Source organism: Pseudoduganella chitinolytica, assembly GCF_029028125.1.
Taxonomy (GTDB): domain Bacteria; phylum Pseudomonadota; class Gammaproteobacteria; order Burkholderiales; family Burkholderiaceae_D; genus Rugamonas; species Rugamonas chitinolytica.
Map to the genome: position 1 here is coordinate 3827219 of NZ_CP119083.1, position 24882 is coordinate 3852100.

General features: G+C 62.6%; 14 protein-coding genes, 2 tRNA genes and 3 rRNA genes. 7 read left to right on the plus strand and 12 right to left on the minus strand.

The window, feature by feature from the left end:
* Positions 1-58: 58 nt before the first annotated feature.
* Together PX653_RS16920 and PX653_RS16925 are read left to right on the plus strand one after the other, a co-directional pair.
* Positions 59-409 (plus strand): DUF1840 domain-containing protein, encoded by a 351-nt coding sequence (locus tag PX653_RS16920; RefSeq protein WP_277413932.1) that lies wholly within the window; start codon positions 59-61, stop codon positions 407-409.
* 471 nt (positions 410-880) lie between these two features.
* Complete coding sequence (locus PX653_RS16925) at positions 881-4765, plus strand: carbohydrate binding domain-containing protein (protein ID WP_277413933.1); 3885 nt, start codon at positions 881-883, stop codon at positions 4763-4765.
* A gap of 303 nt (positions 4766-5068) precedes the next feature.
* Here PX653_RS16925 and rrf read toward each other — a convergent pair.
* The 5 genes from rrf to PX653_RS16950 all read right to left on the minus strand — a co-directional run bounded on the left by rrf (position 5069) and on the right by PX653_RS16950 (position 10165).
* Positions 5069-5181 (minus strand): 5S ribosomal RNA (rrf, locus tag PX653_RS16930).
* A 122-nt stretch (positions 5182-5303) separates the two neighbouring features.
* Positions 5304-8176, minus strand: a 23S ribosomal RNA gene (locus tag PX653_RS16935).
* Positions 8177-8360: 184 nt separating this feature from the next.
* Positions 8361-8436, minus strand: a tRNA-Ala gene (locus PX653_RS16940).
* Between the two features lie 16 nt (positions 8437-8452).
* A tRNA-Ile gene (locus tag PX653_RS16945) sits at positions 8453-8529 on the minus strand.
* A gap of 105 nt (positions 8530-8634) precedes the next feature.
* Positions 8635-10165, minus strand: a 16S ribosomal RNA gene (locus tag PX653_RS16950).
* The 16S, 23S and 5S rRNA genes sit together here with 2 tRNA genes alongside, the layout of an rRNA operon.
* A gap of 469 nt (positions 10166-10634) precedes the next feature.
* Here PX653_RS16950 and PX653_RS16955 point away from each other — a divergent pair.
* Positions 10635-12725, plus strand: coding sequence for a TonB-dependent receptor family protein (locus PX653_RS16955; protein WP_307730752.1), 2091 nt, complete (start codon positions 10635-10637; stop codon positions 12723-12725).
* A gap of 4 nt (positions 12726-12729) precedes the next feature.
* Here PX653_RS16955 and rtcA read toward each other — a convergent pair whose 3' ends face one another.
* Positions 12730-13788 (minus strand): RNA 3'-terminal phosphate cyclase, encoded by a 1059-nt coding sequence (gene rtcA / locus PX653_RS16960; protein WP_277413935.1) that lies wholly within the window; start codon positions 13786-13788, stop codon positions 12730-12732.
* Positions 13773-15029: an RtcB family protein gene (locus PX653_RS16965; RefSeq protein ID WP_277413936.1), complete on the minus strand. Its 1257-nt coding sequence runs from the start codon at positions 15027-15029 to the stop codon at positions 13773-13775. Before PX653_RS16965 ends, rtcA begins: the two co-directional genes overlap by 16 nt.
* A gap of 176 nt (positions 15030-15205) precedes the next feature.
* On the opposite strand from PX653_RS16965, the gene PX653_RS16970 reads away from it, so the two are divergent.
* Positions 15206-17362 (plus strand): hypothetical protein, encoded by a 2157-nt coding sequence (locus PX653_RS16970; protein ID WP_277413937.1) that lies wholly within the window; start codon positions 15206-15208, stop codon positions 17360-17362.
* A gap of 33 nt (positions 17363-17395) precedes the next feature.
* Here the strand turns inward: PX653_RS16970 and PX653_RS16975 are convergent, their stop codons facing one another.
* The 4 genes from PX653_RS16975 to PX653_RS16990 all read right to left on the minus strand — a co-directional run bounded on the left by PX653_RS16975 (position 17396) and on the right by PX653_RS16990 (position 20981).
* Entirely contained in the window at positions 17396-18229 is an 834-nt protein-coding gene (locus PX653_RS16975; RefSeq protein ID WP_277413938.1) for a ChaN family lipoprotein, read from the minus strand.
* A gap of 156 nt (positions 18230-18385) precedes the next feature.
* A complete protein-coding gene (locus PX653_RS16980) occupies positions 18386-18781 on the minus strand; it encodes a DUF3224 domain-containing protein (RefSeq protein ID WP_277413939.1) in 396 nt (131 codons plus the stop codon).
* A gap of 17 nt (positions 18782-18798) precedes the next feature.
* Entirely contained in the window at positions 18799-19350 is a 552-nt protein-coding gene (locus tag PX653_RS16985) for a DUF1697 domain-containing protein (protein WP_277413940.1), read from the minus strand.
* 68 nt (positions 19351-19418) lie between these two features.
* Positions 19419-20981 carry a sensor histidine kinase gene (locus PX653_RS16990; RefSeq protein ID WP_277413941.1) on the minus strand — a complete coding sequence of 521 codons (1563 nt, stop codon included), beginning with the start codon at positions 20979-20981 and terminating at the stop codon, positions 19419-19421.
* A gap of 142 nt (positions 20982-21123) precedes the next feature.
* Here PX653_RS16990 and PX653_RS16995 point away from each other — a divergent pair, with 142 nt between their 5' ends.
* Positions 21124-21459, plus strand: coding sequence for a hypothetical protein (locus PX653_RS16995; RefSeq protein WP_277413942.1), 336 nt, complete (start codon positions 21124-21126; stop codon positions 21457-21459).
* A complete protein-coding gene (locus tag PX653_RS17000; RefSeq protein WP_277413943.1) occupies positions 21456-22337 on the plus strand; it encodes an HDOD domain-containing protein in 882 nt (293 codons plus the stop codon). Before PX653_RS16995 ends, PX653_RS17000 begins: the two co-directional genes overlap by 4 nt.
* 77 nt (positions 22338-22414) lie before the next feature.
* Here the strand turns inward: PX653_RS17000 and PX653_RS17005 are convergent, their stop codons facing one another.
* Complete coding sequence (locus PX653_RS17005) at positions 22415-22789, minus strand: hypothetical protein (protein WP_107140668.1); 375 nt, start codon at positions 22787-22789, stop codon at positions 22415-22417.
* Positions 22790-23514: 725 nt separating this feature from the next.
* Between PX653_RS17005 and PX653_RS17010 the strand changes: the two genes are divergently transcribed.
* Positions 23515-24843, plus strand: coding sequence for an acyltransferase family protein (locus PX653_RS17010; protein WP_277413944.1), 1329 nt, complete (start codon positions 23515-23517; stop codon positions 24841-24843).
* Positions 24844-24882: the final 39 nt, after the last annotated feature.

Sequence of the window (24882 nt, forward strand, 5' to 3'; positions counted from 1 at the left end):
ATCGGTGCCGAGTAGTCGTAATATCGTCAATCACTACAACAACAAGACAGGAAGCGCCATGTTAATCACGTTCAAATCCAAATCGTCGGCCGGGCTCACCATGTACCAGGAACACGCCCAGCGTATCCTCGACCTGCTGCAGAAGAACCCCAGCCGCGGCGTCATCACGGCGGCCGAAGCCGCCCATGCGGTCCAGCTGCTGGAGCACGAGGTCGAGCTGAGCAAGCTCCATCCGGAAGTGGAAGCGGAACATGCCGCCCACACGCACGCGCACGCCTTGCCGGATGAAGGGGAAACGCCGGAAATCGCCGAACGGAACCATGTCGGCTTCGCGCAACGCGCTTATCCCTTGCTGGAAATGCTGCGTGCCGCGCGCGACCAGGGCGACGACATCATCTGGGGCGTCTGAGCGGTTTGGCCGTCTCTCGTACCGCGACACCGCAACGGCGGTGTCGCGCAACACGTACAACTGCGTAGCGGCGCAATGCCGATTTAGCCAGACTACAAGCGCAGCTGTTCAGTAACCCTGCAATTCCAACTCCCTTCTTGCCAAGGTGCGGCCATATGGTGGCAGAGCGCATCCCTCGCCCAAAATACGACAGCTGTACCTAAACTACGTAAACAATTTGACTTAAGAAAAAGGCAAGCGTAAATTTTGTCGCTCTACTACAGGTTAGCCATACGTTAGCCGCTCTCAGCAAGTAGCACAGGTACGCATTCGACGCAGAAGACCCCGCCCACGGGGCTCCGCAGGAGACGCACGCTTTTTGATTTCCCACTTTGAAGATCCTGGCCATGCCGGGCGGCTGTCGCACGCCGGTACGGGACGCGATCGGCCACTTGCCGGCCTTTGTTCGCAGTACCACCATCGAGGACGACGATGCAACTCAACAAGAAACCGCTGGCCCTGTGCCTCGCGGCCGCCTTCTCCGCCGCTCTGCCTGCGACAGGCAGCGCCGGCACCATTCCGGCCGCCCACGTGTACCACAACCATATGCCGAACTTCTGGCCGTTCTATGCGGTCGACGTGCTGGCCAAGTACAACGCGACGCCCCTCGGCGGGCCGATCCGCTACACATACGATGGCGAAGTGATCAACCTGAAGAACAATCCGCCATCGGGTTATCACTACTATCTGCCCGCCTCGCTGGGCGGCGCGATCATGCCGCACGACGACCTGGTCAGCTACTACTCGCACGATGCCAAGACGGGCGCCTACCAGTACTGGCCCATGCAGGTCGCCAACGAAATGCAGAGCCACTCCGCCGCCAGGGGCCAGGTGCACGTGACGATGTCCGGTGCCGTCATCAACAACGTGCAAAGCCTGACCACGCTGCAGAACGTGCCCGGCTACAGCAACAGCGGCTGGGGGCAGGGCTGGGCGAATACGTTCGGCAGCCTGAAGACGGCCAACAATTTCCCGACGCTGGACACGGTCCACTTTACGGGACATCACAGCATGGGCCCGCTGGTGGGGCCGGAATACTTCCTGAAAGACCTGATCTACCAGAACGTCACGTTGGCGCAGCCCTATTTCCTCGGCGGTAAATTCGTCTCGTCGCGCGGATTTTTCCCGACGGAGCTGGGCTTTTCGGACCGCCTGATTCCCACGCTGGCCAAGCTGGGCATCCAGTGGTCGGTGATCGGCAACAACCATTTCTCGCGCACGCTGAAGGATTACCCCTTCGCCACGTACGACGCGACCGGCGATACGCTGACGTCGCCGCCGAACCGCGCGGACCTGCGCAATACGTCGCCGACCGGCAGCTGGGTCGCCAATCAGATGGCCCACGAGAAGCAGGTGGTCGTGAACAAGTTCCCGTTCGCGTCCACGCCGCACTGGGTGCGGCACGTCGATCCAGCCACCGGGGCGGTCAGCAAGATCGCCGGGATCCCCGTCAGCCAGAACGGTTCCTGGTACGAGGGCTGGGAAGGCTCCGTGACGGTGGACGAGATCGCGCCCTACCAGTCGCTCGAGCCGCGCCAGTTCTTTGTTGTCGCGCACGACGGCGACAACTCCAGCGGCCGTGCCGGTTCATTGGGCACATGGCAGGCCGGCCACGGCACCACCTGCAGCGGCAACGGCTACTGCCTGGGCATCGACGAATACCTGAAGGCCAAGCCGATCCCGGCGGGTGACGTCCAGCACGTGCAGGACGGCTCATGGATCGATACGCGCGACTCCTCGTCCGACCCGACCTGGTACCACTGGCGGCTGCCGTTCCTGATCTGGAAAGGACAGTTTGCCGACTTCAACCGTGTCAACGGCCTGAACCTGGCACCGAAGAACAACCTGTCCGGCCAGCAGGAAGGGGCGACCGTGTCGTTCGAGTACGGCTGGCACTACCTGGAGCGCAACTTCGCGCTGCTGCAGGCGGCCCTGAACTACGCCAAGACCGCCGAGCAGGTGTGGCTGGACGCGCACCCGAGCCACTGGCAGCCCAGCACCGCGCTGGACCGGCAGGTCACCCATGCCGGCAACCAGCTCAATCCGTGGATGCTGTCCTACCCCGTCAAGGGCGATCCGGAGGCCGATTACGCGGGCGGCGCCAACCCGGCCGAGCTGGGCTGGTATTTCCTGCTGCCGGCGATGGACTCCGGCTTCGGTTACTACGACGAAAACAAGGATGACAGCGTGAAGCCGACCCTCGCCTTCAACAACTCGATGGCGTTCACAAAGCCCTACGTCCAGGCCCGCGTGGCACAGGATCGAACAGGACCGTCCGCATGGTGGCCCCAGCGCTATCCGTACAATCCCGGCTCCGTCAACGGCTCCAAGGCCGAGGGCTGGACCGTGCAGCACTACAGCAACGACTTCGCGCTGTACACCTATGCCCATGACGTCTCCGGCATCGTCAGCGCCAAGGCGATGGTGCGGGTACACGCAAGCAAGGACATCAGTGCAACGGACGATACCTACAAGGTGTACGACCCGGCCGCGCTGGCGGGCACGCCGGGCTTGTCGATCACGCCGTCGAACGTCGGGGCCTGGCGCGCCTACGACATGACCGTACGCGACCTGCAGCCCGACATCAACGGTGTCGCGTGGAACGCGGCCACGCGCGACACGCTGGCGGTGCTGCCCGCGCAGGAGATCGGCGACCTCTACTACGTCTACCTGTCCGACTACCGCAACCAGCTGCTCGACTACTACGTCGAGCTGACGGACGCGCGCGGCAACGTGACGAAGACGGAGATCCAGCAGGTCTACGTCGGTGCCGGCAGATACCGGGCCACGCCCGGCGCCGGTTCGGGCTATGTCGAGGACAGCAATGGCACCGTCAATGGTGTCTATCCGTTCCTGGTGGTCGACAAGGCTGCCCCTTCTGTCCCAGGCGTCCCCTCCTCCACCGCGGTGTCGGACCGTTCCGTGACCTTGGCCTGGGCGGCAGCCGCCGACAACGTTGCCGTGACCGGCTACCGGGTCTACCGCAACGGCGCGCAGGTCGGCACGACGGGCGGCACCAGCCTGACGGATAGCGGATTGGCGCCCGCCACCGCGTACACCTATACCGTGCAGGCCTACGATGCCGCCGGCAACCAGTCCGCTCAGAGCAAGGCCCTGGTTGTGACAACCCGCGCCGCCGATACGACCGCGCCGACGGCGCCCGGACAGCCGGCCGCTACCGCCATCACCTCCAGCTCGCTGACGCTAAGCTGGAGCGCGGCCACCGACAACTACGGCGTCAGCGACTATGTCATCAAGCGCAATGGCGTCCAGGTCGGCGTCAGCACCGGCACTGCGTTCAACGACAGCGCGCTTGCGCCGTCCACCGCCTACAGCTACACCGTTCACGCACGTGACGCGGCAGGCAACGTGTCACCCGCGTCGGCAGCGCGCTCCGTGACCACGGCCGCCGGCCATGTCGCGACCGTCTACTACAAGCTCGGCACCAATTGGAGCATCGCCAACCTGCATTACGCCCCGGTCGGCGGCACGTGGACGGCCGTGCCCGGCGCCCCCATGGCTACTGCGTGCAGCGGTTGGGCCATGCTGACGGTAAATCTGGGCAGCGCGACAGGTTTGACGGCCGCATTCAATAATGGTTCCGGCAACTGGGACAATAACGGCGGCAAGAACTATGCGCTGGCCAGCGGCATCTCGGCCGTTTCCGGCGGTATCGTCACGACGGGTGCTAATCCTTGCACCCCGGATACGACGGCGCCCACCGTGCCGGGAGGCTTGACCGCTACCGCCGTCGACGCCGGCACGGTTCGCCTGACGTGGGCAGCCTCGACCGACAACGTCGCGGTGACGGGCTACTACGTGTTCCGCAACGGCACGCAGATCGGCACCATCGCCGCGGGCACGAGTTATACCGACAGCACGGCAGCGGCCGCCACTACGTACAGCTACACCGTAAAGGCATTCGACGCCGTACCCAACGTATCCGCCGCCAGTACGGCGGCCACGGTGACGACGCCTGCGAGCGGCAGCACGTGCCAGGTGAAATTCACGATTGCGAACGCCAATACGGTAACGGGCCAGAACCTGCGGGCCGTGGGCAATCTAGCCGGACTGGGGAATTGGGCGCCGGCCAGTGGCGCGGCGCTGGCCATCCAGGGCAGCGGCGCCAACGTGCCCTGGACCGGTACCGTCGCCCTGCCCGCCAATGCGAGCGTGCAGTACAAGTACGTGAAGTGGAATGGCAGTACGGCTACGTGGGAGAGCAGCCAGGCGACGACGTCGGGGAACCGCGAGCTCACCACGCCGGCAACGTGTTCTGGTGTGATCGACCGTAACGACGGCAGCTTCAAGTTCTGAGGCTGATCGGGTCCCTGTTGCCTGGCGAACCCAGGTCACGGAGCGCAGGTTCTCGCGGTAGGACAGCCTGACGATAACCTGCTTCCATGCAGTACGTCGGTGACCGATAAAAACCAGGGTCAGTCCCGGTGGGACAGACCCCAAGCCTGAAGCGGCGGTCGCGGAACCGAGCAAGGCCCGCCAGTGCCGCGGGCTGAGGGTCTGTCCCCACCGGGGACCGACCCTGGTTTTCATCAGGGTCGAAAATGCTCTGCAAATGAAAAAAGCCCACCAGATCACTGGTGGGCTTTTCTCGGTATAACAGCCTGACGATAACCTACTTTCACACTGGTTGCAGCACTATCATCGGCGCAAAGTCGTTTCACGGTCCTGTTCGGGATGGGAAGGGGTGGGGCCGACTTGCTATGGTCATCAGGCATGACTTGTACGTAGTCTCGTTCCCGACAGGGCAACGCGACTACTAATCTGGAAGAAGTAAGGTTGGGTAGTTCTCGTAAATCTCAAACACAGGCAAATGCTCTGTAACCGTCAAGGTTATAGGGACAAGCCGTACGGGCAATTAGTATCAGTTAGCTTAATGCATTACTGCACTTCCACACCTGACCTATCAACGTCCTGGTCTCGAACGACCCTTCAAGGAGCTCAAGGCTCCGGGAAATCTCATCTTAAGGCAAGTTTCCCGCTTAGATGCTTTCAGCGGTTATCTCTTCCGAACTTAGCTACCCGGCAATGCCACTGGCGTGACAACCGGTACACCAGAGGTTCGTCCACTCCGGTCCTCTCGTACTAGGAGCAGCCCCCTTCAAATTTCCAACGCCCACGGCAGATAGGGACCAAACTGTCTCACGACGTTTTAAACCCAGCTCACGTACCACTTTAAATGGCGAACAGCCATACCCTTGGGACCGGCTACAGCCCCAGGATGTGATGAGCCGACATCGAGGTGCCAAACTCCCCCGTCGATATGAACTCTTGGGAGGAATCAGCCTGTTATCCCCAGAGTACCTTTTATCCGTTGAGCGATGGCCCTTCCATACAGAACCACCGGATCACTATGTCCTACTTTCGTACCTGCTCGACTTGTCGGTCTCGCAGTTAAGCACGCTTATGCCATTGCACTATTAGCACGATGTCCGACCGTACCTAGCGTACCTTCGAACTCCTCCGTTACACTTTAGGAGGAGACCGCCCCAGTCAAACTGCCTACCATGCACTGTCCCCGATCCGGATCACGGACCAAGGTTAGAACCTCAAACAAACCAGGGTGGTATTTCAAGGTTGGCTCCACGAGAACTGGCGTCCCCGCTTCAAAGCCTCCCACCTATCCTACACAGATTGGTTCAAAGTCCAATGCAAAGCTACAGTAAAGGTTCATGGGGTCTTTCCGTCTAGCCGCGGGTAGATTGCATCATCACAAACACTTCAACTTCGCTGAGTCTCGGGAGGAGACAGTGTGGCCATCGTTACGCCATTCGTGCAGGTCGGAACTTACCCGACAAGGAATTTCGCTACCTTAGGACCGTTATAGTTACGGCCGCCGTTTACTGGGACTTCAATCAAGAGCTTGCACCCCATCATTTAATCTTCCAGCACCGGGCAGGCGTCACACCCTATACGTCCACTTTCGTGTTTGCAGAGTGCTGTGTTTTTATTAAACAGTCGCAGCCACCAGTTTATTGCAACCCTTTCGCCCTATCACAGTAAAGTGACCAAGCTACCGGGGCGTACCTTTTCCCGAAGTTACGGTACCAATTTGCCGAGTTCCTTCTCCCGAGTTCTCTCAAGCGCCTTAGAATACTCATCTCGCCCACCTGTGTCGGTTTGCGGTACGGTCTCGTATGACTGAAGCTTAGAGGCTTTTCTTGGAACCACTTCCGATTGCTTCGCGAACAAGTTCGCTCGTCCCGATCCCTTGAATTACGTGCCCGGATTTGCCTAAGCACCTTCTATGAACCAGAAACTGACTATTCCAACAGTCAGACAACCTTCCGCGATCCGTCCCCCCATCGCATCATACGACGGTGCAGGAATATTAACCTGCTTCCCATCAGCTACGCATCTCTGCCTCGCCTTAGGGGCCGACTCACCCTGCTCCGATGAACGTTGAACAGGAAACCTTGGGCTTACGGCGTGCGGGCTTTTCACCCGCATTATCGCTACTCATGTCAGCATTCGCACTTCTGATACCTCCAGCATCCTTTACAAGACACCTTCGCAGGCTTACAGAACGCTCTCCTACCATATGCTTACGCATATCCGCAGCTTCGGTGACTGGCTTAGCCCCGTTACATCTTCCGCGCAGGACGACTCGATCAGTGAGCTATTACGCTTTCTTTAAATGATGGCTGCTTCTAAGCCAACATCCTGACTGTTTTAGCCTTCCCACTTCGTTTTCCACTTAGCCAATCTTTGGGACCTTAGCTGGCGGTCTGGGTTGTTTCCCTCTTGACGCCGGACGTTAGCACCCGACGTCTGTCTCCCAAGCTCGCACTCATCGGTATTCGGAGTTTGCAATGGTTTGGTAAGTCGCGATGACCCCCTAGCCATAACAGTGCTCTACCCCCGATGGTGATACTTGAGGCACTACCTAAATAGTTTTCGGAGAGAACCAGCTATTTCCAAGTTTGTTTAGCCTTTCACCCCTACCCACAGCTCATCCCCTAATTTTTCAACATTAGTGGGTTCGGTCCTCCAGTGCGTGTTACCGCACCTTCAACCTGGCCATGGGTAGATCACTTGGTTTCGGGTCTACACCCAGCAACTAGCGCCCTGTTCGGACTCGATTTCTCTGCGGCTCCCCTATATGGTTAACCTCGCTACTGAATGTAAGTCGCTGACCCATTATACAAAAGGTACGCCGTCACGGAACAAGTCCGCTCCGACTGTTTGTATGCACACGGTTTCAGGATCTATTTCACTCCCCTCCCGGGGTTCTTTTCGCCTTTCCCTCACGGTACTGGTTCACTATCGGTCGATTACGAGTATTTAGCCTTGGAGGATGGTCCCCCCATATTCAGACAGGATTTCTCGTGTCCCGCCCTACTTGTCGTACGCTTAGTACCACCGGTCTGATTTCGTGTACGGGGCTATCACCCGCTATGGCGCCTATTTCCAGAAGCTTCCACTATCAGTCCGACTATCACGTACAGGCTCTTCCCATTTCGCTCGCCACTACTTTGGGAATCTCGGTTGATTTATTTTCCTGCAGCTACTTAGATGTTTCAGTTCGCCGCGTTCGCCTCACACACCTATGTATTCAGTGAGTGATACCCTAAAAGGGTGGGTTTCCCCATTCGGAAATCTACGGATCAAAGCTCGTTTGTCAGCTCCCCGTAGCTTATCGCAGACTACTACGTCCTTCGTCGCCTGTAATCGCCAAGGCATCCACCATGTGCACTTATTCACTTGTCCCTATAACCTTGACGGCTATCGGTTCAAGCATTTACTACTGTGTTTGATGAGTTTTACTACTACCCTAAGTGTGCGATCTCTCGCACGCTTAATAAAACTTTACTTCTTCCAGATTGTTAAAGAGCGAAACAGCAGTAGTCTCTAAAAGACTAAACGTAAATTTCGGAACTTACGTTTAAACTTTTGGTGGAGGATGACGGGATCGAACCGACGACCCCCTGCTTGCAAAGCAGGTGCTCTCCCAGCTGAGCTAATCCCCCATGGGGTGCGATACGATGGTGGGTCTGGTTGGGCTCGAACCAACGACCCCCGCGTTATCAACACGGTGCTCTAACCAGCTGAGCTACAGACCCGCTTAGTTGATACCATATACCAGCGGTGCTACTGTTTCTTCTTCATTCGACAGTCGATAAGTGTGAGCGTTTGATGCACGACCTTGCGATCCGTGCCAACTCTAGAAAGGAGGTGATCCAGCCGCACCTTCCGATACGGCTACCTTGTTACGACTTCACCCCAGTCACGAATCCTACCGTGGTAAGCGCCCTCCTTACGGTTAAGCTACCTACTTCTGGTAAAACCCGCTCCCATGGTGTGACGGGCGGTGTGTACAAGACCCGGGAACGTATTCACCGCGACATGCTGATCCGCGATTACTAGCGATTCCAACTTCATGCAGTCGAGTTGCAGACTACAATCCGGACTACGATACACTTTCTGGGATTAGCTCCCCCTCGCGGGTTGGCGGCCCTCTGTATGTACCATTGTATGACGTGTGAAGCCCTACCCATAAGGGCCATGAGGACTTGACGTCATCCCCACCTTCCTCCGGTTTGTCACCGGCAGTCTCATTAGAGTGCCCTTTCGTAGCAACTAATGACAAGGGTTGCGCTCGTTGCGGGACTTAACCCAACATCTCACGACACGAGCTGACGACAGCCATGCAGCACCTGTGTGCAGGTTCTCTTTCGAGCACTCCCCGATCTCTCGAGGATTCCTGCCATGTCAAGGGTAGGTAAGGTTTTTCGCGTTGCATCGAATTAATCCACATCATCCACCGCTTGTGCGGGTCCCCGTCAATTCCTTTGAGTTTTAATCTTGCGACCGTACTCCCCAGGCGGTCTACTTCACGCGTTAGCTGCGTTACCAAGTCAATTAAGACCCGACAACTAGTAGACATCGTTTAGGGCGTGGACTACCAGGGTATCTAATCCTGTTTGCTCCCCACGCTTTCGTGCATGAGCGTCAGTTTTGACCCAGGGGGCTGCCTTCGCCATCGGTGTTCCTCCACATCTCTACGCATTTCACTGCTACACGTGGAATTCTACCCCCCTCTGCCAAACTCTAGCCTTGCAGTCTCCATCGCCATTCCCAGGTTAAGCCCGGGGATTTCACGACAGACTTACAAAACCGCCTGCGCACGCTTTACGCCCAGTAATTCCGATTAACGCTTGCACCCTACGTATTACCGCGGCTGCTGGCACGTAGTTAGCCGGTGCTTATTCTTCAGGTACCGTCATTAGATGCAGATATTAGCCACACCCGTTTCTTCCCTGACAAAAGAGCTTTACAACCCGAAGGCCTTCTTCACTCACGCGGCATTGCTGGATCAGGCTTGCGCCCATTGTCCAAAATTCCCCACTGCTGCCTCCCGTAGGAGTCTGGACCGTGTCTCAGTTCCAGTGTGGCTGGTCGTCCTCTCAGACCAGCTACTGATCGTCGCCTTGGTGAGCCTTTACCTCACCAACTAGCTAATCAGATATCGGCCGCTCCAGGAGCACAAGGCCTTGCGGTCCCCTGCTTTCATCCATAGATCGTATGCGGTATTAGCGTAACTTTCGCTACGTTATCCCCCACTCTTGGGTACGTTCCGATATATTACTCACCCGTTCGCCACTCGTCAGCGGAGCAAGCTCCCTGTTACCGTTCGACTTGCATGTGTAAAGCATGCCGCCAGCGTTCAATCTGAGCCAGGATCAAACTCTTCAGTTCAATCTCTGTTTTATGTCATTGCTGACATGGTCACTCACTCAAGAATCTGACGTTCCTCTTGCGAGGTCACGTTTAATTACTTGTGTAAGCGTTTGATGCTATATATTTTGAGTATCGGGACCGAAGCCCCGGGCACACTCACATCAAACGCCCACACTTATCGACTGTTGATTGTTAAAGAATTCTGCCCTCAGGCGTTTGCTGCGTTCGGCGACAAAGCGTTGTGTTTGTCAGCAGCAGAGAGATGAGATTATGCTGTGTTTCGTGCAGCTCGTCAACCCCTTCGATGTCGGCGCCGGAGGCGCTTTCACCACTGTCGCATCGTTTCGTTTTCACTACTACGCTGCGGCAGGGACAGAACTATAGCAAGCCGGCAGAGCTCCCGCAAGGGGGGCGGCGCACTTTTCTTTGCCGGGTTATATTCGTTGGCAAATGATCCACTGACCCGTCTCCAATGCCACGATTCCCCTTGCTCTCCCTCGCCGCCGCAGTCGCCGCCGCCTTCCCGCTTTCCGGCCACACGGCCGAAACATCCAGCGACGTCGTCGTCATTACCGCCAGCCGTATCGAACACAACAGCCAGGATATCCCGGCGGCAATCGACGTCGTGGACGCCGCCCGCATCCGCGACGGCCAGTTGCGCGTCAACGCGTCCGAGGCCCTCGTTGCGGTCCCCGGCCTCGTCGTGCAGAACCGGCATAACTACGCGCAGGACCTGCAAATCTCGTCGCGCGGCTTCGGCGCCCGCTCCGCCTTCGGGGTACGCGGGGTGAGGCTGATCGCGGACGGCATTCCGGCCACGATGCCGGACGGCCAAGGCCAGGCCGCCACCTTCAACCTCGATCGCGCGCAGCGCATCGAAGTGCTGCGCGGACCGTTCTCGGCGCTGTACGGCAACCACTCGGGTGGCGTGGTGCAGCTGTTCACACAGGACGGCAAGGCGCCGCCATCCGTCGAGATGTCCGTCATGGGCGGCAGCGACGGCACCCGCAAGGCCGACTTCAGCGCGCAGGGCAGGAGCGGCACGATGGGCTACGTCCTCGATGCTTCGCGTTTCGATACGGACGGCTATCGCGACCACAGTGCCGCCCGGCGCGACCAGGCGTTCGCCAAGCTGACCTTCGAGCCGGACCAGCGCAGCAGGCTGACGGTCGTGGCCAGCGCCCTGCGCCAGGACGACAGCCAGGACCCGCTGGGCGTGCAGTGGTCCACGTTCCAGCGCGATCCCCGTGCGGGTGAGATCGATCCGAACGATACGGCCACGCCGCGCCGCACGTTCGCGCAACGCTACGACACCCGCAAGAGCATCGACCACCAGCAGGCCGGTGCCAGCTACGACATTCATTTCGGCGAGAACCGCCTGCACCTGATGCTCTACGGCGGCAATCGCGAAGTGGTGCAGTACCAGGCCTTCTCCAGGGTTTTCCAGGCGCCGGCCTCGCATTCGGGCGGCGTGATCGACTTCGACCGCGCCTTCCATGGCGCCGCCATCAACTGGCGCGACGTGAGCCGCTTCGACACGGGCGTGCTGCGCACGACCGTCGGCGTCGACTACGACCGCTCCCAGGACGACCGCAAGGGTTTTGAAAACTTCGTCGGCAACCAGCTGGGCGTGCGGGGCGCATTGCGGCGCGACGAGAAGGATGTCGTCTCGAACGTCGATCCCTATATACAGAGCGAATGGCAGGCCGGCCCGTGGCGCCTGACGGGCGGGTTGCGCCACAGCCGCGTGAAGGTAGACGTCGAGGACCGCTTCCTCGCCAACGGCAACGACAGCGGCGCGATGACATTCACGCGCACGACACCGGTGCTGGGCGCCTTGTACAAGGTGACGCCGGCGCTCAGCATCTATGCCAGCGCGGCACGCGGCTTCGAGACGCCCACATTGAACGAGTCCTTCTACTCCGGCAGCGGTGGCGGTTTCAACTTCGGCCTGCGGCCGGCCCGCAGCACGCACGTGGAAGCCGGCGCCAAGCTGCGCCTGGCCGAATCAACCCGCGCCGACGTGGCGCTGTTCCAGGTGCGCACGCGCGACGAGCTGGTGGTGGACACCGCCGGTGGCGGCCGCACCAGCTACCGCAACGCCGGCCGCACGCTGCGCCAGGGTGTCGAGCTGTCGTTCGACACGACGTGGGCCCAGGGCTTGTCCGCCCACGCGGCACTAACGGGGCTGCGCGCGATCTACGACGAGGCGTTCGGCAACGTCACCGAGGGCAATCGCATCCCCGGCGTGGCACGCGTCACCGCCTATGCCGAGCTGGCGTGGAAAGACAGCGCGGACCGCTACGGCGCCGCGCTCGAAATGCTGGCCAGCGGCCGGGTCTACGCGGAGGACACCAATCGCGAACAACCGGCACCCGGCTATGGCGTGCTGAACCTGCGCCTGCAGGCGCAGCAACCGGTCGACGGCTGGCGCTTGCGCGAGTTTGTCCGGCTGGGCAACCTGCTGGACCGGACCTACGTCGGCTCCGTGATCGTCGGCGACACGAACAAGCGCTATTACGAGGCGGCGCCGGGCCGCAACTGGCAGGCCGGCTTCAGCGCACAGTACTTGTTCTAACCGCTTATTGCGCCACGCGGGCGATGGTGCAGAGGCTGCGCCGTTCGCCCGCCTCGAATGTGACCGACACGGGCAGGAACTGCGCGATCACCTCCGCGTTCGTGATGGCGTGCGCCGAGACGTGGTCGATCGTGTATCGCCCGCCGCCGGCCAGCGCCAGCGGCAGCATCAGCTGGTCGCCCAGGTGCTCGCCCACCACCGCGCCGGAAGCCATGTAACGCTGCGCCTCCAGCACCGCGCCGCCCGCCACCGCTTCTGCACGAACCCGCTTCTCGCCGACGGCAGAGAACACCTCCGTCACGTGTTCGCTCTCCAGCGTGAGCAGCAAGGCATTGCCGGGGCCCTGGTCGTTCGACAGCGGATGCGCCCGCAGGACGGCGTCGTCCCATCCCAGTTCGGCGCGCACGCAGTCGAGCTCACGCTGCGCGACCGCCAGCGGCAGCGCCGCCACGTACGCTTCCGCTCCGGCGGCGCGCAACGCGCCCCGTTCGACCAGCTCCAGCTGGCGCAGGCCAGGACAGGGCCAGACCGCGGCGCACAACTCACCGCCGCCGTTGGGATAGAAACCGAAGCGCTTCAGCTCGAACTCGACCTGTGCTCCCATCGCTTGCAGCAGGCGCAGGTAGGCGCGCTCGATGAAGTGCGCGGGTGGCGCCTTGGGATTGTGGGTGCCGCCGCTGATGCGCACCACGGATGGCACGTCGGCATACAGCAGGGCCGGCAGCAACGTCTGCAGCACCAGCGTCGCGCTGCCGGCCGTGCCGATGGCGAATTCGTACACGCCGCCCCGGATGGCGCGCGGCATGAACATCAGTTCGGTCGAGCCGACTTCCGCGTGGGTCATGTCGGCACTGCACACGGCGGCGGCCGCGCGCACGGCCATCAGGTGCTGGCGCATCAGGCCCGGCTTGGGCCGGTTCGCGCGGATATGGCGGATACGGAACGGCAGCCCCGTGATCATCGACAGCGTCAACGCGGAGCGCAGGATCTGGCCGCCGCCCTCGCCCGAGGAGCCGTCCAACTCGATCGTGGGCACCGGTTCCACCGTCAGCCCTTCACGCACACGACCTGCTTGAGCGTGTGCACGACCTCGACCAGGTCGCGCTGCGCGTGCATCACCGCGTCGATATCCTTGTAGGCCATCGGGATCTCGTCCACCACGCCTTCGTCCTTGCGGCATTCGACGCCCACCGTGGCCTTGACCTGGTCCTCACGGGTGAAGCGCCGCTTGGCCTCGCTGCGGCTCATCGTGCGGCCAGCGCCGTGGCTGCAGCTGGTGAAGCTTTCCTCGTTGCCCTTGCCGCGCACGATATAGCTGCGCGCGCCCATCGATCCGGGAATGATGCCCAGCTCTCCCGTCTTCGCCGACACGGCGCCCTTGCGGGTGACCAGCACGTCCTGGCCGAAGTGGCGCTCCTTCTGCACATAGTTGTGGTGACAGTTGACGGCTTCCACGTGCGTTTCGAACGGCTTGCGGATCACGCTGCGCACGGCGCCGATCAGGTGCTGCATCATGACCTCCCGGTTCATGCGCGCGAAGCGCTGGGCCCAGTCGACGGCTTCGACGTAATCGTCGTAGTGTTGCGTGCCTTCCTTCAGGTAGGCCAGGTCGCGGTCCGGCAGGTTGGCGATGTGCGTGCGCATGTCCTGCTGCGCCAGTTCGATGAAGTGCGTGCCGATGGCGTTGCCGACGCCGCGCGAACCGGAGTGCAGCATCAGCCACACGGCGTTCTCCTCGTCCAGGCAAACCTCGATGAAGTGGTTGCCCGTGCCCAGGGTGCCCAGGTGCTTGTAGTTGTTGGTATGGCGCAGCTTGGGCGTCTTGGCGCAGATAACGTCGAAGTCGTCCTTCAGCCGCATCCACGCGGCATCCACGGCCGACGGTGGATTCTGCCACGAGCCCTCGTCGCGCCCCTTGAAGCCGCGCGTCCTGGGCGACAGGCCATGCGGGATGGCTTTCTCGATAGCGCTGCGCAGCGGGCCCAGGTTGTCCGGCAGGTCGTTGGCCGTCAAGGTCGTCTTCGCCGCCATCATGCCGCAACCGATGTCCACCCCGACGGCGGCCGGGATCACGGCGCCCAGGGTCGGGATGACGCTGCCGATGGTCGAGCCCTTGCCCAGGTGGACGTCGGGCATCACCGCAATGTGTTTGTAGATGAACGGCATCTTCGCCGTATTGGCCAGCTGCTGCTTCGCTTCCGCCTCGACCGGGACACCATGCGTCCACATCTTGACGGGCCGCCCGCCCGGGACGTCCATCGTGTCGTAGTCCGTCGATCCTTGCTGGTTTTCCTGTTTTCTCATGCTGTTTCTCCTGGCGGCATTATGGCCTTTTCGTCGCGACCGGCGCGCACCGTTTTCCGATGCCCTACCGTATCCATACTGTACTGAACTCAACTGTTCTAGAATGATGAGTTACCAAAACTATCAATATGTCCAAAAACATGAGAGAGAACAGATTGCGTCTTTTCGGGGCTGCCTTGCTGGCGGCACTTGTCGTCGGGTGTGGTGGCGGTGGCGGTGACAGCCCGGCTGCCGTAACGCCGCCGGTCACCGTGCCGCCCGTCACCGTGCCGCCGGTCCCCTTCGTCGACACGGACAAGGATGGCACCGCCGACGCCTACGACGTCGCGCCCGCCGACCCGCTGTGCGGCGCCGCTACGGACGGCGCGGCCGGCGTGTGCCATGTACGCGCCATGGCGGGCACCCGCCTGCGCATCGTCGGCCAGGCGGACGGCAAGGTGTTCTTCAGTTCCGAAGGCGACGTGCCGCGCGTGTACGGGTATGACGTGAAGACCGGGCATTTCCTCGGCCGCGTCGAGTTGGCGGGCTTCAGCGCGACGTCGTATGCCTACGTCGCCGCGCACGGCCGTTTGTATGTCGGCGATACCCAAGGGGGCGTGCATGGCTATTCGGAGGCGCTGCGGGAGGAAAGCGGCGCGTTCGCGACCGTGGCCGGCCGGGTCGGGGCGCTGGCCGCCGCCGGCAACTACCTGGTCGTGCAGGACAGCAGCGGGGCCTGGGGCACCCATCATGTGTATGACCGGCGCGGCGCCCGTGTCGACAGCAAGGAATGGCGCGACTATTCCAGCCAGTTCGCCTGGTCGCCGGCGCACTCTCGGTTGTACTACTTCCGCGACGGCCAGTCGCCCAACGACCTGTTGTTCGAAACGATCGACCAGGCCAGCGGCGCGATCACGGCGCAAGGCGAAACGCCCTACCACGGCGCCTACGACATCGCCGGGCCGATTCGCGCCAACGCGACCGGCACGCGTGTGCTGCTGGGCACCGGCGACGTCTACGAGGCCCCGGCCCTGACGTGGCGCGGCAACGTGGGTGTCGAGGTGACCGACGCCGCCTGGATCGGCAACGACGAACTGCTGGTGCTGGCGCAGGCCGCCGGCAGGACGCGGCTGGTGCGCTACAGCGCGGCGCTGGCGCAGCTGGAGGAGCTGCCGCTGCAGGGCCAGGTGCTCGGCCTCGTGCAGGCTGCCGGCGCCACCTACGTCGTCACGCAACTGGCCGACCGGGTCGAATTCATCGCCTATACCTCGTCCGATGACAGCGACGGCGATGGCTATCCGAACCTCTCGGACAAGTTCCCGTCCGATCGAACCGCTGCCGTGGACAGCGACAACGACGGCCATCCGGATGCGTTCCTGGCAGGCTTCACGGCCGCCGACAGCCCGACCGGACTGGCCAAGGACTTCTACCCATTCGATGCGACATGCCATGCGGAGGCGGACGGCAACGGCTTTATCTGCATCCAGGCGCCCCCGGCGTTCGTGCCCGACCGGGTCATCGGCGACGGCATCGACGTCGTCTACCTGCTCAGCAACGCGAACGGTCGCATCTACCGCTGGTCGCGGCTGCGCCGTGCCTACCTGGCGCCACTTGCCGTCGGCCGGCATGGCGCGGCGAAGGTCATGGCTTACTCGCGCGACCACCAGCGCCTGTATCTTGGCTATGCCTCCGGCACGATCACATACATCGACGTCACGGGCGATAGCGCTGAAACCCGGCTGACGGCACTGGCGCAAGCCGTCGAGGGCCTCGCCGCGGCCGGCAAGTACCTGGTGGCGCAGGACGGCAGCGGCGCCTGGGCCACGCATTACGTGCTGGATCGCGGCGGCCGCGTGGTGGCGAGCAGGGACTGGAACTACTTCTCCCGTCATTACGAGTGGAGCGCCAGCCAGTCGCGCCTGTATTACCTGCGTGACGATTCGTCGCCGAATGACATCGTGTACGAGCAGGTCGACCAGGCCACGGGTGCGTTGTCGGCGAGCGCCGATTCGCCCTATCACGGCGAGTTCACGATGACGGGACCGCTGCGGCTGTCGGGTGACGGCCGGCTGGCGCTCGGCAGCGGCTACGTCTTCGGGACCGGCGACCTGAAGCTGGTCAAGGCGCTGGGTACGCCGTTCATCGATGCGCAGTGGCGCAGCGACGGTTCCCTCGTCACGACAGGGCCGGACGGCGGCGGCGGCACGACGGTGACGGTCTACGACACCAGGCTGCAAACGCTGCGCCAGCAGTCCTACGCAGGCACGCCGGTGGCACTGCTGAAGACCGGCAGTTCTGTCGTGCTGGTAACGCAACAGGGCAATACGCCGCGGTTGACCGTACTGCCGCGCTGACGGGAACGGCACGCCGGGCCCGTCCCGGCGCGCCTACTTGCGGAACTTGGCGCAGGGGTCCGGCCGCTTGACCGCCGGGATCGTGCGCACGTCGTCGAATTGCTCCCTGGCGCTGCCGCCCTCCACGTAGCCGATCGTTTCGATGGTCAGCTTGGCGCCGACGGTGCGCAGCCAGCGCGGCACACCGATGTCCTTGCGTACGTGGCCATTACCGGCGATCAGCACCACGTCGCGGGGCTGCTGGTCACGGATCAGCTTGGCCATCCAGATGTCGCGCGCCATCTGCGCATCGACCATCCCCGGCAGCATCATCGCGGGCACCATGTCGCAGTGTCCGGCCTGGATCTCCCGCTCCTGCGCCTTGCGCCAGTCGGCCGACACCGGTTCGCCCAGGCGGTATTCGGCCACCGTCTTGGCATCGAAGCTGGAGGCGATGCCGTCCCGCACCACCTTCGACGCGGCCGTGCGCGACAGGTTGACGGCCACGATCGGCAGCTTGTGGTCCAGCGCCAGCTGGATGACGTTGTAGTACTGCTGCCAGTCCCAGCCCTTGCGGTCCATCACGCGGATGACGCAACCCGCGTCCATGCAGCCGTTCTGCGCCGCGTTCAAGAGATCCTGGTCTTCGCGGTCGAACTGCTCCATCGCGATGGCGGGGCGCCAGCCGGCTTCCACCCGCCGGCGCAGTTCCTCGTAGCGCTGGCGGTGGCCCGCCTTGTTGTCGTGCACTTCGCCCAGCAGCAATACTTGCGGGTTGCCCTTCGTGACGCCGGAAGCGGCGGGCTGCTGGCGCGGATCCTTCTTGTAGACGGCGCAGCCGGACAGCAGTGCGCCGGCCAGCAGCAACGGTAACAGTTTGAACTTCATGGCACTCGGCTCTGACGTAAAGCCCCAGTCTACCCCAAGCGGCCGCAACAGCCGAGGTGGACGCGGCCCGGCCGCACGGCGACTCCGGCCGAGCCTGTGTCCCGTTCTGGTGACTGACCCCGCGGTGGGACACGAGCTGGGCCGTGGCGGGCGGGGCTATTCGCCCAGGGCGTAGTCGAAGTCGTAGAAGTGCTTGCCTTGCTCCATGCGGATGGCCAGCGTGCCGCGCAGGCCCGTCAGCTCGCCCGTGCCGGAATCGGGTGCGACGACGATGCGCAGCCCAGCATGTTCGCCGCCCATGACGCCCGCATGCTGCAGTGCGAAACTGCCACGGCGGCCGTCCAGCGTGCCGTCGACCTTTTCGATGGCGACGTAGACCGCCGATGTCGATACCGCGCCGTGGTACGACAGGAACTCGCCCTGCCCCGTGGCCGACAGCGCACCGTGATAGCGCTTGTCCAGTGTCATGCGTCCGATGCCCGTGGCGGCGTTCGGTTCCGCCACCGGTTGCGGCACCATCGCCACGTCGAATTCCCCGCTTACCCTGCCCATGCGTCCTCCTCGAAAAGTCAGGCGCCGGCGTCGTTGGCCAGCGCGTGCAGTTTGGTGATCGTACTCCAGTTGCGCGTGGTGACGGCATCGCCCAGCAGGTTGCCCATCGCGGCGGCGGCGCGGCTGGCCAGCACGCCGTCGGGACACCATAGATAGGCCGACCAGCGCCCCAGCGTGAACGCTTCCGGCTGCCACGGCTGGTGGCACAGCGGTTCCAGGCGAGCGCGGTCGGCCGGGTTGCTGAGGATCGCCACCAGCAGCCGGCTCGGGTCCGTCGCCATGTCGCGCAGGCCGTTGTCCTGCACCACTTCGTCCAGCTGGTGCGCGTCGAGCACGGTAACGCGCGAACCCACGCCCAGCTTCAGCACCAGCGCCTCTTCGATACGGGTGGCGGACTGCGCCGCGTCGCGCGCGGCGCAGTCGAACACCACGTTGCCGCTGTTGAGCAAAGTACGCACGCCACCGAACCCCAGGTCCGCCATCACCTTGCGCAGGTCCGCCATCGCGATACGCTTCGCCCGTCCGACATTGATCCCTCTTAGCAGGGCTATCTGTCGCGTTGTACTCATGTTCGGTCTCCTTGATTGCCCGCAGTATGCGTCAGCCGCGCCAACCCGGGCGCCCGGCTCGTGCCCGTTCAACCGTGCAGCGGGCCGTCCACGCTGCCCTCGCCCGGCGCGACGCGCGGCATGCGCAGGACGAAGCTGGCGCCCTGCCCTTCCACGCTGCTGACGGAGATCGTCCCGGCAAACTGCTTGACGACCAGGTTGTAGACGATGTTCAGGCCCAGGCCCGTACCGCCCTGCCCGCGCCGCGTGGTGACGAACGGGTCGAACACCTTGTCGATCAGGTCCGCGGGGATGCCGCGGCCGTTGTCGCTTACCGCCACTTCGACCCAGTCGCCGTCGGGCCGTACGCGGATGTCGATGGTGCCTTCCTGGTCGGGCGCGAACGCGTGGTCGACGCAATTGAGCGTCAGGTTCGTGATGACCTGCGCCAGCGCGCCCGGATAGCTGTCGAGGGTGACATCGGCCGGGCAGTCGATCGACACCGCCAGCCGCGTCTTCTTCAGGCGCGGCTGCAGGCTCGAGACCACTTCGCCGATGTATTCGCGCAGTTCGAACCGGCGTCGCGCCTCGCTGACCTGGTCGACGGCGATCTGCTTGAAGCTGTGGATCAGGTGCGCCGCCCGGTAGGCGTTGTTCATGATCAGGCGCGCGCTTTCGCCGGCCGTGCCGATGTACTTGAGGATCTCGGATTTGCGCACCGCTCCCGCCGTCACGGCCGCGTGGATCTCCTCGGTGGCTTCCTTCAGTACCGAAGCGCTGGTCAACGCGATGCCGACCGGCGTGTTGATCTCGTGCGCGACCCCGGCCACGAGGCTGCCCAGCGATGCCAGGCGCTCCGCCTGCAGCAGCGACTCCTGCGCCTGGCGCAGGTCGTGCAGCGCCTGCGCCGTTTCCTGGGCCGCGCGGCGCGCCTCGTCCTCCGCTTCGCGCGTGCGCAGGATGATGGACTTGACGCGCCGCTGGATCGCGTTGAAGCCACGGATCACGTCCCCCAGCTCGTCGCGGCGCTTTTCCGGCAGCTCCTCCACTTCGTCGCTGCCGCGCGTAGCCAGTTCGAACAGGCCGTCGCGCAAGCGCTTCAACGGGTCGAACACGATGCGCAGCGACAGCGCCAACGCCACCACGAGGATCAGGTCCAGCAGCAGGGCTTCGCTGACCTTGCGCCGGATCTCGGCGGCCAGCCTGGCATCGATCTGGTCGCGGCTGAAGTTGACGACGACGCGGCCCACGATCACGGGCCGCGCGCCCTGGTCCGTTTCGCGGTAGGCCAGGTCGGCCACGACGGGCGTGCCCGCCACGTCGTCGTTGCCCCCCACGTTGCCCACCTTGCCGTCGGGATGGCGCCGCTTGCCAGAGAACAGGCCGACGGACGTGTCGTAGACGCGGATCGCCACCAGTTCGGGCGGCAGCATCTCGGCCGCGACGATATTGTCGACCTTGGTCTTGTCGAGGTCCCACAGCGCCGAGGGCAGGCTGGTCTGCAGGCGCGTCAGCACGCCGTCGCGCAGGCGCTGGTTGTTGACCTCGAGCTCGTGGGCAAGCGTGTATTGGGCGTAGCTGCCGGAGATCCCCAGCACGACGGTGACGATGACGACGAACAGGAAAGTCAGCCGCGCCTGGATTCCAAACATCCGATTCTCCTGAAATGGTGCTTTAATGTATGCCAATAGATGCACATTGGCAACACCAAACCGCTTTCGACACGGTGCTGTCACTGTTGCCAGCGTCGCGCAAACGCAACCGGTGCTACCATCCCAGGTACAGGAGGCCACCATGACAGGCAGCTATCGACCCATCCCGCTGGCGCAGGTGCAACCCGGCATGACGTTATCGGACGAGTTGCTCGACATGCATGGCCATGTGTTGCTGCCGGAGGGCACGGTACTGACCGAGGCCTTGCTGGCCCTGATGCCGCGCCACGGCATCGACGTGTTGCCGATCGTCGCGACCGTCGATCCGGCGGAGCTGGCCGCACTGCACGAACACCAGCGCGAACGCGTCGACTACCTGTTTCGCCCACCGGGCGGCGACGCCGACGCCGAACCGGGTCCATCCCGGGCGTTGCTGCAACGTCTCGTGCACGACTATCGTACCGATACCACGCCATGAACGCGGCGCTCACTTACGACGAGGTCGTCGAGGGCCTGGGTGACCTGCCGTCGCTGCCGGCCGTCGTCATGGAACTGCTCAACAGCATCGACCAGGAGGACGTCGATATCGGACTGCTGGCCCGCAAAGTGTCGCACGACCAGGCACTGACGGCCAAGACGCTGCGGCTGGCGAATTCCTCCGCCTACGGCTTCCAGGTCAAGGTAACGACGATCCAGCAGGCGATCACCTACCTGGGCTTCGAAACGACGCGCAACCTGATCACGGCGGCCGCCGTCACCGGTTGCTTCGCGGAGGGCAAATGCGCCGGTTTCGACCACAAGGCGTTCTGGCGCCACTCGATCGGCAGCGCGGCCTGTGCCAAGGTCCTGGCGCGGCACATGCGCTTCAACCAGGACTATGCATTCACGGCCGGACTGCTGCACGACATCGGACGGCTGGTGCTGGTCAGCGGTTTCCCGCGCCACTACGAAAGGGTGCTGGCGTGGCGGGCGCAGCACGACAGTACGCTGCTGCTGGCGGAACGGACGGTGCTGGGCATCGATCACGTCGAGGCGGGCCTGGCACTGGCCGAGCACTGGAATTTCTCCGATACGATGCGGCTGGCGATCGGTGGCCACCATGCCCCGACCAGGCCGGGGCCGGCTTCCTTGCCACGATCATCCACGTGGCGGACGTCATCGCCCATGCGCTCGACCTGGCACAAGTGGAGGAGGAACTGGTGCCACCGCTGTCGGACGTGGCCTGGCAGGCCCTGCACCTGGACGAGGCCACGTGCCGCCATCTGCTGCGCGAGACGGAAGTGCAGTATGAGGAGATTGCGCTGGCGCTGTTGGCCTGAGCTGCGCCGCGCAGGCAAAAAAAAAGCAAGCCCGTGAATCGGGATTGCCTCGGATGCGCGGCGGAACCGGCAGGTGATCGCAGGAGGGGCGGTCCCCCTCCCGTCTGGCACTCATCAGTGGGCGTAATTGCCGCCGGTGCCGCCTTCCGGCTTCTGTGCCTGTTGGGCAGGAGCCTGTTGGGCTTGCTGTGCCTGCTTGTCCTCTGGCTTTGGGCGGCCTTGGGCATCCGACAGGCGATATTTGGTGCGACGGTCGCCCATCAGGTCGCGCAGGTCGCGAATGCTCATGCCGGTGACTTCATGCATGCGGATCAGCAGCGAGGCACCGACCGGCAGGCGGTGGTGGCGGATCTTGCTGATGACCGGTGGCGCCACTTCGAGCAGGCGCGACAGGGCCGCGTCGTTTTTCAGTTGCATCTTGCCGAGCAGAATGTCCAGCAGGTGATTAGGGTTGTAGCTTTCTTGAGAAGCGAGAGCGTGGTGTGCCATGATTGATCCTCGTCTATATAGTTGGTTGATGGTGCTGCTCCGAACTTAAGGAGAACTCGGTTTTACCCAATAAGTTCCAGAACGAGTTACGCCAAACCTCTGGCGCAAGGGCCGGCGACCTCCGGGATGAAAATTGCAAATACAGCAAAATTCTATGCCCAAACAAGCCCGCTCCAGCCAAGCGATGCAAGGCGATGATTAATCGAAATCAATCTTTCGCAAAAAATCTTACAACAATGCTATTTCACCACACGCAATCCGCAAGTGGCGCACGAAAGAACTTTCAGGAAATTGTTACAACAAGGCCGAGTTGCCACACGGACTGCCGCGATGGCGGCGATTTCCCTTCCATACCGCCCCTCTCATGCATGAGCAATGCTCATGGACGAGCCGTTTCCGCCCTTCTCCTTGATGGGTGCACTTGACAACACCAGCGGAAGTCGCTTGGCTTTCGGGCGGCAAAAGTGCTAAAATTTTAACGTTTGCCCGACAAGCGGCCTGTACAGTAGGCCATGTCGACGCATCTTCCCGCCGGCGCTACGCAGTCATGCGCCACGTTGAAGCCTGACTACTTTGCCCTGCGATCGATTACTTGCGACGCCCGTGCGGCCCGGTGCGTCCTTACGCCAGGGCAACCCGGTCGCTCCCTGCTTGGCCGGGCCGGCAGCAGCGGTCTTGCGCAGCAGCACGCTGTCCGCTGAGCCCACAGTCCGAAGGGCACCGTCGTGCCTTCGCACCCTGTCGAAATCTTGTCTGGATATGAGCGCACAATGAAAATCGAAAAAATCGAGCCTGGAGCGGGTCTCCCCACCAACGAGACCGCCGCCCCGAAGAAAAAGAATTTCTCGACGCTGAACTGGCTGCGCTTCCTGGCGGCGCTGTACATCGTACTGTTCCATACACTCAAGGGATATGGGCCGCTGAAGGGAACGTGGCTGCAGTCGGCGCTCAGCCTTGGCAACATGGCAACCAGTGTGTTTTTCGTGCTTTCGGGCTTCCTGTTGACGTACGCTTATGTCGTGCAGAAAAACGGCCGCAAGCTGGACCGACGCAACTTCCTGCTGGCGCGTTTCTCCAATCTGTACCCGCTGCACATCGTGGGCCTGATGCTGTCGTTGCTGCCCCTGGCCCTTGTGATCGCCACCCGGGGCGGGGTTGCCGTTCCCGCGGAAGTGTCCGGCACTGGCGAACGGATCATCAGCCATGCCGAGTTCGTGGTCGGCCTGGTCATGAACCTGCTGCTGCTCAATGCCTGGAATCCGTTCTACATGTCGTTCAACTACCCGTCGTGGTCCTTGTCCGCGCTGGGTTGCTACTATCTGTTATTCCCGGTCATCGCCCCGAAGGTCTACCGCATGAAGGGCCCGGTCGTGGGGCTCGTGGTGCTTGGCGTCCTGTTCGCGATCCCCGGCGCCGTCGCCGACTTGCTGGGACGGACGGACGTCTTCACGGACGGGCTGCTGCACCGCAATCCGATCGTCCGCTTCCCACTCTTCCTGGCCGGCATGATGTTGTGTGTCCATTATGCCCGCGCCGGACAAGGCGAAGCGAAGCGTCCGATCCTCGCGCTGTGCGCCGTCATCCTGGTCACCGCCGCTTTCGGCATCTACCTGCATCACCACGAACATCACCTGCACCTGATCCGCAACGGCATGTACTATCCCGCCAGCCTTGCCGTGATCTGGCTGTGTGTCTGCGTGCGGCCCAGCTCGAATCCTCGCGTGATCCGCTGGGGCGAACGCCTGGGAGCGGCGTCGCTGCCGATGTTCCTGCTGCACGGCCCGATATTCCAGATCCTCACGTTGGCCGAAAAGTTCGTCAGGGGAGCGATCCTGAGCCCGGACTGGCGCGTTGCGTCGATCGTTGCCAAGGGCCGCGACGTGGAACCGTCCGTTGCACTCTACTGGTTCTACCTGGCCGGGTTGGTGCTGCTGTGCGTATACGTGCAGGAACGCTGGGTTGCACCGCTGCAGGTCTGGATCCGCAATCGCTACGGTGCCGTGAAGGCGCCGCCGGCGCCCGTCGTGGCCGAAAGCCGCAGCGGCACCGCCTGAGGCGCCGGCCGCCCCGCGCGGCCCGCCGATGCAGCCACG